This is a genomic window from Leucothrix arctica (assembly GCF_003172895.1).
Lineage (GTDB): Bacteria > Pseudomonadota > Gammaproteobacteria > Thiotrichales > Thiotrichaceae > Leucothrix > Leucothrix arctica.
On the sequence record NZ_QGKL01000030.1, the window covers coordinates 1 to 12,894 of the forward strand.

Below are 12,894 nucleotides of genomic sequence, written 5' to 3' on the forward strand. Positions count from 1 at the left end.
GTTTCACCACAACGCCTTAAACTGATCGCGGAGCTCAAGCGCTGGTTTGGCCTAAGTGGAGGGTCAGCAGGTCAGCGAAGCTTAGTTACACTGCTTGTTAGTACTGGTTTTAACGTCAGCCGATGGTTAGTGAGAAAACTCATGAAACAAGCAGGTCTAGTGAGTCGCCAGCAACCTACTCACCGCTACGCAAAGGCAGAAAAAGTACACCTAAGCATACCAAATGTGCTTAATCGGCAGTTTCAGCCGAGCAAGCCAAATCAAGTTTGGGCGGGTGATGTCACTTATATTTGGTCGGGTTCAACTTGGTTGTATCTTGCAGTGGTCATTGATTTATATGCAAGGCGTATCGTTGGCTTTGCTACCAGTAAAAGCCCAGATAGCGAACTGACAAAAAAGGCATTAAGAATGGCCTATGAAAGCAGAAGGAAACCTAAACGTATTCTATTTCATAGTGACCAAGGCTGCCACTACACCAGTAAGGCGTACCGTCAATGCCTGTGGCATTTTGGCATGAGGTAAAGCCTTAGCCGACGAGGAAACTGTTGGGATAATTCACCCGTAGAACGGTTCTTTAGAAGCTTTAAAACCGAGTGGATGCCAAAATCAGGTTACGTTTCATTTAACGAAGGTGCTCAGGCGATTACTCAATACATTAATCAGTATTATAATCGTTACCGCCCACATGCTAACAATGGCGGGCTATCGCCAATAATGGCAGAAGAAAAATTTGGATTAACCTCTAAAGAGGTGGCCAGTTTTAGTTGACCACAACACTACACGCTGACACATACTGCATAGGTGAGCGGTGCGTCAGTCAGCCTTGTTACCCACAAACTGTAGATACTTTATATACCTAAGAAAGACTGTACAAAAGAAGCAATCTAGCAACTAAACGGATTAAGGGTTATTTTTATGTTCATTGGTGAAGCCTCCAAGTTATCAGGAGCCACGCAACGAGCGATACGATTATATGAATCAATGGGCTTATTGAAAGTATCTAGAGAAGGAAAGTATCGATTTTACACTCATAAAAATATTGAGCTCATTAATATCATTAAAGACGCACAAACCTTGGGGATCAACCTTTCTGAGATGGTAGCCATTCTGGGTCAACAAGAAGAGTTTGATTGGAGTTTAGTGCATGATTTTCTTAGTCAGAAATACAGCAAGATAGAGAGTGAAATACGCGCATTAGAAGTCCAAAAAATGAATGTTAAAAATTATCAAATTTCAATAGCTGCGTGTTTGGAAAAGCTTGACTCTAACCCATAGGTGAAAGTTTACACTGTATTCATTGTTACTTAATACGGTGTGAATTTTGAAAAAAATCCTTGTTATAAATGCTAATCCAAAATCGGATAGCATGTGTAAATCTATTGCTGAGCACTACTCACATGTTGCAGGACTCAAACATGACCTGAGAAGCATAGAGATATCGGATATGAATTTTGAGTTAAATCTGTCAGAAGGATACGAGAGCGTACTTCCTTTAGAACCTGATCTATTAAGTTTTCAACAGATGATTCAATGGAGTGATCATATTGTAATTGTTAGTCCTGTCTGGTGGGGAAATATACCAGCAAAATTTAAAGGGGCTATCGATAGGACTTTTCTACCAGGTTTTGCATTTAAGTACTTAGATGGAAAAAAGGGATTGAAAAAACTATTAACAGGGCGTACATCGCAATTGATTTTTACTCTAGATACTCCTCCATTTTGGTATAAATATATACAAGGAAACCTAATACACAAACAACTAAAAAACTCTGTTTTAGGATTCACGGGTATTAAAAATAAATCGTCAACGTATTTTGGACCAGTATTAAATTCGACTGAAAATACGCGGGAAAAATGGATGGGAAAAGTACACAAATTAGCAAGTAATATATAGGTTTTAGTCTGCTCACTGAGGGCACTATATTTGTATCATGTTCAACTCAGAGTTAGGGTTGTACAATCAATTTTAAGGAGTCAGTTTTGCCATATATTGCATTTGAATCAGCTCAATTATTACCAGAAATTAAAGAGCAGTTAATAGAAAGATTAACAGAAGTTTCTGCTGAGGTGACTGGGATACCTAAAGAGCTTTTTTTAGTTTCAATCCGAGAGCAGCCTGATGATAACATTGCTGTCGGCGGTAAAACGATAACGAAATTAAAGCAAGAATTGACTGAAAAGACATAACAATTATTTAAACGGATATTAGCAGTTGGCCATTGCTTCGCGATTATACCCACCTGTTAATATCTGCTTATTGAGACGTTATGTGTAAGGGGTGAAATGAAATTTTTAGAATTTAGTAGTGATAGCCCTCTTTATGAAGAGACGATGGAGCTAAGGTTTCGTACATTCTTTAAAAGTTTTGGTTTGCCTAAATCAATAACACCCGATGAGCTAGAACCGGTAAGTTTGCATTTGATGTTGCTTAATAAATCAGAGCTATTAGCTTATGGTAGGTTATCACCACTAGGTAAAGGTGATTTTAGAATCTCTCAAATCATCGTACCTAAGGTTCATCGTAGGAATGGCTATGCCTCGGTTCTACTATCGGAGCTAATGGATAGGGCTAAGTCGCTCGGAGCGATTAGCGTTCAATTGAATGCACAGGTATCAGTGCAAAAACTCTATGAAAACTGTGGCTTTGTCGCTACTGAAGAACCATACATAGTAAAGCTAACAGGTGTTGAACACGTAAAAATGGTGGCTAATTCATTGGCCAAAGTTAAGTGTGGCCGTTAATTACATAAACTCGGTGTAATTTGTTTAGATATAAGCGTAAAACTATTAAGGAGTATTCAAATTGACTGAAGAAAAGCATGTCCTAAAAAAAGCCGAAATTGAACAAATAAAAGGGCAAAGTAAAACACATTTTTTGAACAGTAATGCTCAATGCATTAATAAATCACTTGGCGACATGGTTGGTTTGAGTGGATTTGGTTTCCATATAATGGAGGTACAGCCTGGGTATGACTCCACAGAGCACCATTTTCATTATAATGAAGATGAGTGTGTTTATATCCTTTCGGGCGAAGGCACTGCAAGGGTTGGGGATGAATTCTATTCTGTATCAGAAGGGGACTTTTTAGGGTGTCGAAAAGGAGGAAAGGCTCATTCACTTAAAAATACAGGAAAAGATGTGCTTAAGTGTATCGTGGTAGGGCAACGACTTGAAACGGATGTTGTGGACTATCCGTTACAAGAAAAGCGGATGTTTAGAACCAAGGGTTTGAGCTGGAAAGTAGTTGATTTTTCTAACATGGATGATCGTCTTATCGTCAAAACTCCAGAGTTAGAAAAATAATAATCGCAAGCGATAGCAGGCAACACTTGAACGTTTGTACCTCATTAGTAACTTCCTAGAAAACTGGATCGAGCAGCAAAACTTCTCGACCCAGCAAGGTACCGCGCGAATTATTTCTTCTTCATGTCATTAGACAAAAACGCCAAGAAGTCACGAATACTGCGTAAACTTAACTCTGCGCTTTGCATATGATGTTCCAAATTAGCGACTTCATGTTCTTGCGCTAACTCTTCTCGACGGTCTAGTTCCTCTTTGAGGCTTATCAGTGTTGACTCTGTTTCAGTCACTAAAGTACGAAGGCGTTCAGTGGTCAGTGTCTGTATGTTATTCATAATCAATTCCTAAATGAGTAATGGGTTACAGCATTGCGCTCACGCCTAGGCATAACCCAGGTACGACAAAGAACACGCCAAGAATATAAGCCAGTGCGACCATTTTATTTTCAGAAGCAGTCTCACCCAAACGCTCAGCCGCATAAACAGGTAGGTAGCGAGTAAACGGTAGGCCGTAAATAACCAACACTCCCAGAACGTTATAAGTTAGGTGAATAAAAGCAATTTGTAAGGCCGCTTCAGCATTACCCGTGACCGCTGTTGCCGCTAGCAGTGCTGTCACACAAGTACCGATATTGGCACCTAAAGTGAACGGGTAGATTTGTCTAAGATTGAAAGCGCCAGAACCTGCTAGCGGCACCATGAGTGACGTTGTGGTTGAGGATGACTGAACCAATACCGTGACCAAAGTACCTGATGCGATACCTGAGATAGGCCCGCGACCGATAGCGGTATGCATTATTTCTTTAGCCTTACCGACCATTAGTTTTTTGAGTAACTTACCGATCAAAGTAATGGCTACAAAGATGACAGCGATACCCAAAATAATGAGCATGATGCCGCCGATGTGATCACCGAAGTTACCCGCAACATTTTTAGCATTGCCAACAATAGGCGCAGTAGCCGCTTTAACGAAGTTCATGCCTCCCATGGATACATTGCCAGCATCATAAAAAGGTGCAGCCAGCATAGAGCCTAGCTTTTGGAGTATTCCAAATGCCATTTCTAGTGGTAGGAAGATAACGACCGACATGAGGTTAAAAAAGTCATGAACCGTTGCAGCTGAGAAAGCACGTTTGAATTCTTCTTTTGCACGCACGTGACCCAGAGAAACAATCGTATTTGTGATGGATGTACCGATGTTTGCACCCATGACCATAGGTACTGCCACTTCGACGGGTAAACCACCAGCGACTAGACCAACGATAATAGAGGTAACGGTTGATGATGACTGGATGAGTGCGGTTGCCACGGTACCGATAACCAAGCCAGCAAATGGGTTGCTTGCAAAGGCAAATAACTCTTTTGCTTGCTCACCTGTCGCCATTTTAAAGCCGCCGCCAATCATGCCGACTGCACAGATTAGTAGGTAGACCAAGCCAACCACTGTCACCCATTGCATCAGGTTACCTTTGGTTGTGTCGTCTAATGTTGGTGCAGACGTGTTGACACTTTCATTCATAGTTTACTCCCGCGAGTGTTTTAGTGTGAACGGGCAGTTTATGGATGAAATGTGACAGTGATATGGCAGAAATGCGTAACTAATATTTCAATTATATTAAGGAAATATGACATCGGGTAAAATCAAAAGGGTGGCTAACTCATTGGCCAAAGCTAAGAGTAGCACCATAGCTAATAAGAACTGGCATACTCGATGGATACAAAAATCTGAAGTTGACTGTGAACATCCGAACGGATCAATCAATAAAGGTTAGGCGCCCAAAAATGGGCGCCACCTATCTAGCTATTTTGTAGGAGTAGCAACGACATCATCCATTGTCGACTGAACGCCTTCTTTCACACGCTTACTATCATTCACGACTGCTTTTACCAGTGCGAAACACTGAAGCACCATAACAATAGAGAACGGGAAAGCACCGATAACCATCGCGGTTTGGATAGCCTTCAGACCGCCACCGCTTCCTGTGCCACCGGCAATCAAGAGCGCTCCAACTACCGCACCAAGGGCAATACCCCAGAAGTAGATATGTGGACGTGCTTTAGGGCCTTCATCACCCGCTGCATTGATCGTGTTCACAATAAGAACAGCAGAGTCAGCCGTTGTCACCAAATAGGTCAACAATAGAACGACAATGAGAAGAGACATGATCCAACCAAGGCTATCACCTAACATGTAGACAACCATTGCAAAAATCTTATCGCCATCAGGTACAGAGAAGATGGTATCCCCAGCGCCGCCGTTAAGTGTCAAGTCGATCGCCGTACCACCTGCAAAACTGAACCAGATGAAACACATGATCGAAGGTATAATGATCGCACCAAGTACAAACTCACGAATTGAACGTCCCTTTGAAATACGTGCTAGGAACAATCCAACAAACGGTGCAAATGCAATCCACCAAGCCCAGTAGAAAACTGACCAAGACCCCTGCCATCCTTCAAGCTTAGTCGCGACTGAGCCTTCGACACCATCTGATCTAAAGACGTCAAACATTAGCTGAGGTAGCGCAGCGATGTAATCCCAGATTCCGAAGAACAAGGCTTGAAGTCCAAAGAACGTTGAGCCAAATATTAAGAAGAAGGCCAGTAAGAAGAAGGACAGTATCATGTTCATGTTAGATAAGAGTTTTATCCCTTTACCAACACCTGATAATGCCGAAGCGGTCGCAGCACCCATAATGATCACGAGCGCAATAATGATACCAAGTGTGTTTGCAGTGCCTGATTCAGTAAGCAATCCAGTGATACCAATTCGGGTTAAGCCTGCAACAAATTGCTCAACACCAAAGCCTAGTGCTTGTGCTACACCCAAAATAGTCGCTACTACCGAGACGATATCAATTAAACTTCCAAGCGGTCCAGAAAGGGCTTTACCAAACAATGGCGTTAGTGAAGAACGCATTGTTAGCGGCAGTCCACGACGGTAGGTAAAGAAAGCCAGAGACATCCCAACAAGACCGTAACAAGCCCAAGCCCCGAAACCCCAATGCAGATTTGACCACTTATAGGCATTTCTGACATTTTCAGCCGTTGACCCTTCAACAAGGCCAGCAATGACCTCTGGGTTATTTTTGAAATGGTAAACAGGCTCTGCGACGGCCCAAGTTAACATTCCAACACCGATTGCAGCACCGAACATCATTGCGAACCAAGAAAAGTCTGAAAATTCTGGCTCGTCACCGTCCACACCAAGGCGCAATTTGCCTGTGGCGGGAATAATTGCCAGAGTAAAGCAAACAATTAAAAAGAGGGCGATGATCCAGACATACCAATAGGCGGTGTTGGCAAGAATAAAGCTATTGACCGTACTCAATATACGACCAGCTTGTTCAGGGAAAACAATTGCCCACATTACCAAAATAGCAATGATGATTTTTGAGTAGATGGAAACACTTTTACTGAAACCTGAATAGAAACCGCTTTCGGAGGTTTCTATTGGTAAATCCATTAAAGGGGGTTTTATGTTCATATTTAGCTCGCTATAGATTAAAAAAAGACTACTTCTCATGGGATCATCTGGTTTTTGGTTACCTCCTAAAAAATCACGGTTGATGCGCTAGTTTTTAACTGAAACTAACAGTGCTGAGCTGCCCGAGTAGTGTTCCCGAGTCTTATTTCTAACTAATTTCTCTCCATAAGCGCACGCGCACGGCTTGGTGTGATGCCGTATTCACGGGCATAAGGACGAGAAAAGCTGGAATTACTTGAAAAACCGAGGCTAATGGCGATCTCGGTAATAGACATTGCGGTATGTTCGAGGAGGGCTTTTCCTCTTTTGAGTCTGAGAGAGCGGTAAAAACTGTTGGGGCCACAGCTGACCACATTCTGGAACCGACGTTCGAGTTGACGTTGAGAACACCCAGACATTTCTGCCAATAAAGAGATACTGAGTGGTGTTTCCAGATTCTCTTCCATGAGCTGTATTACTCGCCCTAAGCCCGCTTGCTGCAACAGAGTAATATCATTTTCACTGCGCGGCTGATCCACATCATGCGCTCTTATTGCGGGCATCAACAACACATGACTCACACCTTGAGCAAGTACAACGGAAAGCGGCGCAACAATGGTGTTCAAAATGACATCAGCTGTTGCCATCATACCGGCAGCGCTGGTTAAGCGGTTATTATGGGAATAGAGTGGTAAGGTTGTACGGCCGACCTGATGGGTGTCGCGCATCCACTGTTGATCTTCCCAGTGAGTCGTTACATCGCGATCATCGGGGTTATGGCGTTTCCACTCCAGAGCCGCATCGGACAGGAGTACAACGCGACAGCCCTTACGTTCAAAATGCCTTATCCAAGCACGCGGCTTTTCAAAATTATGTTTGTTCTGAAGCCCAGGTCCGCCAAGCACAATAAAATGATCGGGTACTTCAGTGGATACACTAGTGACCGATTTAGCTTTTACTAAAAGTCCTCCGAGTCCTTCCACCATTTCGTTAGTAGACGAAGTACAGTGCTGAATCGAAAAGGTAAATGTTTGGCTAAGCCGGTTGGCGATACGAAAAACATCCTGGACCAAGGACAGCTCGGTCGGAACAAAATCCGGCTCTACCAATACGATGACGTTAATTATTTTCATGATGACCAAAACCAGAAAGGTTCGATTTTCTGAAATAATATAGGGGGCGTACAGCATTCACGGTCGATACGATAATCAAACCTTAGACAATCCATGTGTTTTACACTAAGTCTATGCATTAACTCTCCATAACGTAAATTGCCTTGACGCGAGAGAACTACCATTATGTTAATGGATAGTTGCGCATTCTCTTATCGAGGGTTTACGTTGAAAACTGAATCACTCCTGTATAACTTGAGTGTAACGGTATGGTAACAATTGAGTTGTTTCGTAATCGACAAATTTTGTCGCAAAATGGTCTTTCTTTGCTTTTATTAGGTTTCTTGTGGTTAAAGTCCTGATCAATTTAACTATCAGTCACTTGATCCTAATGTTTTAGCGGATAGCACTAATTTAAATGCATCACTAGGCAATTAACTTTACATCTAAGGTGCAAGACACTCGTATCTCATGCCTGTTATCACCTAGCTTTCCCAAGCAGGCCGATATTCGCTACAATTCTTGGCTAATAACCATAATAAAAACAGGCATCTTCAAGATGGGTCTCAGATAACCACAAAACGTTCATGGCTCCTCGTCGTCTTTGGGGCGTTCTTTGCAGCACCTGCTTTGTATGTGTTGATAGCGATGTTGGCAACCCCGCTTTACAACGCTGCACGGATGCAGTTCTGGGAGCCAGTCGAAGCAAAGCAGACTATTTGGAAAAACGCCTTTAAGTCTGACAACGTTCCTGGGTCTGTTGGTGGCCAGGTCGGCGGACAGATTGAGCTCAATAAAAACGCGTCCGAGTTAGCTACCTACGCTGTGAAGGCTGTTTGCGTTAGAAAGTTTTACTCAGGGTCTGGCAAGAGTAGAAGCTTAAAAGAAGACTTGGTCTGGGAAGGTAATACATTCGCTAATTATTGTTCTTTAGGTAAGGTTGATTGTATAGAGTTTGGTGTCGATGTTCTGTAAGGCTTGCCTGAAACAGAGCTGGATAAAAATGGTACTTGGCATGAGTGGCGATTAGAGCTTGAGTCAGAAGATATCAAGCTCAATCGAACCTTTGAAATACCCGTTTATGAGACTAAGCAGCAGTCAACCGTCAGTTATCAAGTGCCGCAGTATTTGACTGAGCACAAGCAGAAAGTTGACCTAGAAATGTCATTACCAATGCGAGAGCAGGGTGACGAGGTGATGATTCATTATCCGATGTTCTATAAGCCAACGACTAAAATAGTCATGGGCGTTATAGCACTGTTTATGTTTGGAATGTTGAGCGTATTTAGTGATGAAATCCCGTCGTTTATTTATTGGGTAGTGATGTTAATTGGCAGTTTAATAGTGGTATTTTCTATTAAGTCATTACCGTCTACGCTTACGGTAGTTTTAAAAAATAGAACGCTATATGTCTCAACTAGATTATTGGGTTTTGTGACTCAGAACGAGCAAATACAATTCTCAGAGATTGAGGATGTTGAGCTGAAATAGGTAATGCGCTCACAGTCGGGGAACAAGCACACGGTGCATTTTTCTATATTGGCTTTGTTGGGTTCGGGTAAGAAACTGGAGCTGGCTAAGCAGGTGGATGGTGAGGCTGCGGCTAGTACGGTTGAGGCTTATTTGCGTGAGAAGCTACATTTGCCTAGTTAATAGTAAAGAGAGAAACGGACTCAGATGCTATTACAGTTGTTAGAAAACTATGATTAAGCATCTGAGTCAGTGTTTAGGTAGTGACAATCACTTTACCGACCGTTCTTCCTGTCTCAACCTGTAGGTGCGCTTTGTCCATATCCGCAAAGTCAAAGCTGGCTGACACATGTGACTTCAAGGTTTGTTGTTCAAGTAGTTGAGCAATCGACTTCATATCTTCACCATTAGATTCAACCAACATAAACGATAAATCCACACTTGCTTTTTCCGCTGCTTCTGCGGCTTCGGTTGGGATATCGCCCGGTAGTGTAATAATCCTTCCTGATGCTTTAACTACGGCAACAGACTTTAGCATCACATCGCCACCGATGGCATCGATAACTAGATCCATGTCGTTGAGTGATTCGCTAAAGTCAGATGTTTGATAATCGATGTGCTCATCTGCACCGAGTCCTAAAACAAAGTCTTTATTTTTGGCTGAGGAGGTTGCAATCACATACGCACCTAAGTGCTTGGCAATTTGTACCGCGAAATGTCCAACACCACCTGAGCCAGCATGTATTAAGACTTTTTGACCTCTCTGGATATTCGCAGTAGTGACCAAAACTTGCCATGCGGTCAATGCTGCTAAAGTGGCGGCAGCGGCTTCTTCATGAGAAATATTGTCAGGCTTTAACGCTAGCTGATGTGCAGGTACGGTAACGTATTCTGCATAAGCCTTACTATGACCTAAGAAATTCGCCATGGCAAAGACTTGGTCACCGATCTCGAATGCATCAGTATCTTCTCCAGAAGAGACTATTTCTCCAGAAATATCCCACCCCAAAATCACTGGGCGTTGATCACCAAAGATCCATGTCAGGACACCTTCGTAAGCGCGCGCTTTTACGTCAACAGGATTCACACTAATGGCTTTGACTTTCACCAAAACCTCACCTGTCTTCGGCTCTGGAATCTCTGTTTGAGTATGGACTAAATTCTCAACGCCACCTGCTTCATGTACATATATAGCTTTCACTTTTTCATCCCTTTGAGTCAATAATGACTTCCGTTGCTAAACGTTTGCTACTATATTGAATTGATACCTAAATAATAAGTATGCACTTATTAGGTACCTACATACCTTAAAGGTACTATTGTTTAAAATCAAAGAGATAGATTTCATAAAAAATGAAAAAAAGTCATTCAATGGATTATGTATGCTCTGTGGACTATGCCTTTAAGCGTATTGGAGGGAAGTACAAGGGGCGTATTATTTGGTACATTCATAACTTCGATAACACGCTTCGTTATGGTGAGCTGAAACGAAAACTTGAGAACATTACGCCTAAAATGCTCACACAAGCATTACGAGAATTAGAAGCTGATGGGCTTGTGCATCGAAAGGTTTATCACGAAGTACCACCTAAGGTTGAGTATTCACTTACGGATACAGGGCAGGAGCTAGTGCCTTTTATTCGACATCTAAAGGACTGGGCGGATGCACAAATAGAGAAGGTTAAATCAAGTGATGTGGCTGAGTATGATGGTCGTCAGTAGTGGTATTTTTATCATGAAAAGATGATTGAGCTGGGAGGTACTCCATCATTTTTTGGTCTATCCGGTTTTGATTAAAGCGAAGGCAAAAGCGGTAGCTTCTGGCCTAACCATTTCTGTGACAATTCATCTAAGTTACTGCTTAATGTCTTATGCAAGATAAACACACTTACCCATCCAAGTAAGTTCATTTCACCTTTCTTAATATTAACCTAGCGTTCAAATACCCGACACGGCATATTGAATTAAAGGATGAGAGAAGTAACTAATAACACGCCTCGGCAAGTTCTGTATTTTTCTCATGCGGCCCAGTACATTTTTCTCCAGCTGTCCTTGAGTGCGAGCAGGTGACGAAGCACGGATTCTCTGCTTTAAGTCGCCATTAAGATACTCATCAGGATTCATATCAGGTGAGTATGAGGGCAAAAAATAGACCTCAACTTTATCCATGTCCAATGATAGCCTATCGTCTATTTGAAAGCTGGGTTAATAAGTATTTATTTAAAACTAATAGATGATTAAATTTAAAAATAAGCCAGAAATTGCAATTTTTAGTCTTTATTTAGTAGAGTTATTTTGACTCTTCGAGTTTTTTTATAACCATTCGAGTACTTACACCCAAGCGCTTAATAGCCCTACTTAGTGCACCAATTTCATCTTTCCTATCAAGATCTGATATATTCTCTTCCCACTTTCCACGACTATAATCGGTAGCAATTTCAGTAAGTTTTTTTAAAGGCTCTGTCATACTTTTTATCATAAACATAACTAAGGGTAAAATAATAAAAAAGAATGCCAGAGTTAGAATGGAAATCCATTTTTTTAGAAAACCATTTGAGTAATCAGTGATTTTTTGGAATATCTCTGACTCCTTTTGCTTGATGTCATCAATATATACACCAGTGCCAAGATAATAAGAAGTATTAGGAATCATCTTTGTATATGATATTTTTTGCGCGCTTTCCCCTTCTTTTTTTCCTGGCTTAAACCAAGAGTACTCAACATGCCCACCACCTGATTTTGCCGCTTTATTCAAAGCTAAAGCAAAAGGGAATCCATTAGAATCTTTCTGATCTATTAAGTCTTTTCCCTGTATGCTAGGATTTCCACCATGAATAAAATTGACACCGTCATCAGAAACAAAAAAGTAACCTGACTCATCATCAAAAAATCTATTATTTGTTAACAACTGAGAGTATATCTTATAAATTTCCTTCTCATCAGTAACACCTATTGTTGCTGCTGTAAGTGCTGATTCCATAACATCAACAAGAACTTTTAATTCTTCTTTACGAGCCTCAAGAACTCCATCGCTGGCATTTTTTATACCAATATCCCTGATTTGATTAGACATAACTTGATAGCCTGCACCAGTTAAAATACTAAATAAAAGAAGAACACCTGTAAGTACGAAAACTTTGGATCTAAACTTAAGGTTTTTCCACATAATAATTTACACCCGATGTAATAAAATAATTAATAATAATAAGATTAATGTGATGTTTGCAAGAAATAATATTTTAAAAAGAGAAATATTTAAATAAAAACCTTTTTTAAGAAAATTTTATATGTTAAATAAAATATATATATCTGAGTTTTAAATATTGGAAAACGATTATGTGTCGAGAACCGCGTGGTTGTAAACTTTCTTTTTGAATAAATCAGGTTTGTCTAATTGCCACTGCTTCATACTTTGAATAGGGGTCAAATGTCCAAGGTTTCTTTGAATAACGTGGTGATTATACGTGATTAAGTAACGTTTTAGCGTTGTTTCCATTTCTTCGGCAGAAGCAAAGTAGGTGGACTTAATCACCTGTGATATTCGAC

At 41.2% G+C, this 12,894-nt stretch carries 17 protein-coding genes and 2 pseudogenes; 11 read left to right on the forward strand and 8 right to left on the reverse strand.

The genetic code is table 11. The annotated features are described in order from the left end of the window. The 7 genes and pseudogenes from DKT75_RS10620 to DKT75_RS10650 all read left to right on the forward strand — a co-directional run. Positions 1–522: IS3 family transposase (locus tag DKT75_RS10620; protein WP_109823411.1), on the forward strand; the 522-nt coding region annotated here is incomplete at its 5' end. A gap of 15 nt (positions 523–537) precedes the next feature. Next, positions 538–768: pseudogene (locus DKT75_RS22510) on the forward strand (integrase core domain-containing protein); the annotation flags it as partial. A gap of 147 nt (positions 769–915) precedes the next feature. Beyond that, the gene (locus DKT75_RS10630) at positions 916–1,275 is read left to right on the forward strand and encodes a MerR family transcriptional regulator (protein ID WP_109823413.1); all 360 of its coding nucleotides are present in this window, start codon (positions 916–918) and stop codon (positions 1,273–1,275) included. A gap of 46 nt (positions 1,276–1,321) precedes the next feature. Next, entirely contained in the window at positions 1,322–1,894 is a 573-nt protein-coding gene (locus DKT75_RS10635; protein WP_109823414.1) for an NAD(P)H-dependent oxidoreductase, read from the forward strand. Positions 1,895–1,980: 86 nt separating this feature from the next. Further along, positions 1,981–2,187, forward strand: a complete 207-nt coding sequence (gene dmpI, locus DKT75_RS10640; RefSeq protein ID WP_109823415.1) for a 4-oxalocrotonate tautomerase DmpI — start codon at positions 1,981–1,983, stop codon at positions 2,185–2,187. Positions 2,188–2,283: 96 nt separating this feature from the next. Continuing rightward, on the forward strand, positions 2,284–2,742 hold the full coding sequence (locus tag DKT75_RS10645; RefSeq protein ID WP_109823416.1) for a GNAT family N-acetyltransferase: 459 nt from the start codon (positions 2,284–2,286) through the stop codon (positions 2,740–2,742). A 61-nt stretch (positions 2,743–2,803) separates the two neighbouring features. Continuing rightward, positions 2,804–3,304: a cupin domain-containing protein gene (locus DKT75_RS10650; protein ID WP_109823417.1), complete on the forward strand. Its 501-nt coding sequence runs from the start codon at positions 2,804–2,806 to the stop codon at positions 3,302–3,304. Between the two features lie 110 nt (positions 3,305–3,414). Here the strand turns inward: DKT75_RS10650 and DKT75_RS10655 are convergent, their stop codons facing one another. The 4 genes from DKT75_RS10655 to DKT75_RS10670 form a co-directional block, all read right to left on the reverse strand. Continuing rightward, the gene (locus DKT75_RS10655; protein ID WP_109823418.1) at positions 3,415–3,636 is read right to left on the reverse strand and encodes a hypothetical protein; all 222 of its coding nucleotides are present in this window, start codon (positions 3,634–3,636) and stop codon (positions 3,415–3,417) included. Between the two features lie 25 nt (positions 3,637–3,661). Next, the gene (locus DKT75_RS10660) at positions 3,662–4,819 is read right to left on the reverse strand and encodes a Na/Pi symporter (protein WP_109823419.1); all 1,158 of its coding nucleotides are present in this window, start codon (positions 4,817–4,819) and stop codon (positions 3,662–3,664) included. Between the two features lie 282 nt (positions 4,820–5,101). Continuing rightward, positions 5,102–6,787: a BCCT family transporter gene (locus DKT75_RS10665; RefSeq protein ID WP_109823428.1), complete on the reverse strand. Its 1,686-nt coding sequence runs from the start codon at positions 6,785–6,787 to the stop codon at positions 5,102–5,104. A gap of 152 nt (positions 6,788–6,939) precedes the next feature. Then, positions 6,940–7,899: a GlxA family transcriptional regulator gene (locus DKT75_RS10670; RefSeq protein ID WP_158278842.1), complete on the reverse strand. Its 960-nt coding sequence runs from the start codon at positions 7,897–7,899 to the stop codon at positions 6,940–6,942. Between the two features lie 501 nt (positions 7,900–8,400). Here DKT75_RS10670 and DKT75_RS10675 point away from each other — a divergent pair. Genes DKT75_RS10675 through DKT75_RS22020 form a run of 3 tightly spaced genes read left to right on the forward strand, consistent with a single transcriptional unit; the run spans position 8,401 to position 9,531 of the window. Further along, on the forward strand, positions 8,401–8,853 hold the full coding sequence (locus DKT75_RS10675; RefSeq protein WP_146201355.1) for a hypothetical protein: 453 nt from the start codon (positions 8,401–8,403) through the stop codon (positions 8,851–8,853). A gap of 3 nt (positions 8,854–8,856) precedes the next feature. Continuing rightward, on the forward strand, positions 8,857–9,369 hold the full coding sequence (locus tag DKT75_RS10680) for a hypothetical protein (protein ID WP_109823422.1): 513 nt from the start codon (positions 8,857–8,859) through the stop codon (positions 9,367–9,369). Positions 9,370–9,372: 3 nt separating this feature from the next. Continuing rightward, positions 9,373–9,531, forward strand: coding sequence for a hypothetical protein (locus DKT75_RS22020; protein WP_211665365.1), 159 nt, complete (start codon positions 9,373–9,375; stop codon positions 9,529–9,531). A gap of 73 nt (positions 9,532–9,604) precedes the next feature. Here the strand turns inward: DKT75_RS22020 and DKT75_RS10685 are convergent, their stop codons facing one another. After that, entirely contained in the window at positions 9,605–10,549 is a 945-nt protein-coding gene (locus DKT75_RS10685) for an NADP-dependent oxidoreductase (RefSeq protein WP_109823423.1), read from the reverse strand. A 152-nt stretch (positions 10,550–10,701) separates the two neighbouring features. Between DKT75_RS10685 and DKT75_RS10690 the strand changes: the two genes are divergently transcribed. Continuing rightward, complete coding sequence (locus DKT75_RS10690) at positions 10,702–11,070, forward strand: winged helix-turn-helix transcriptional regulator (RefSeq protein WP_109823424.1); 369 nt, start codon at positions 10,702–10,704, stop codon at positions 11,068–11,070. A 216-nt stretch (positions 11,071–11,286) separates the two neighbouring features. Here the strand turns inward: DKT75_RS10690 and DKT75_RS10695 are convergent, their stop codons facing one another. From DKT75_RS10695 to DKT75_RS21825, 3 genes and pseudogenes are all read right to left on the reverse strand, one after another. Next, on the reverse strand, positions 11,287–11,517 hold the full coding sequence (locus DKT75_RS10695; protein ID WP_109823425.1) for a transposase: 231 nt from the start codon (positions 11,515–11,517) through the stop codon (positions 11,287–11,289). Between the two features lie 121 nt (positions 11,518–11,638). Next, entirely contained in the window at positions 11,639–12,514 is an 876-nt protein-coding gene (locus DKT75_RS10700) for a cache domain-containing protein (RefSeq protein WP_109823426.1), read from the reverse strand. A gap of 168 nt (positions 12,515–12,682) precedes the next feature. Next, positions 12,683–12,894, reverse strand: a pseudogene (locus DKT75_RS21825) (IS3 family transposase); the annotation flags it as partial.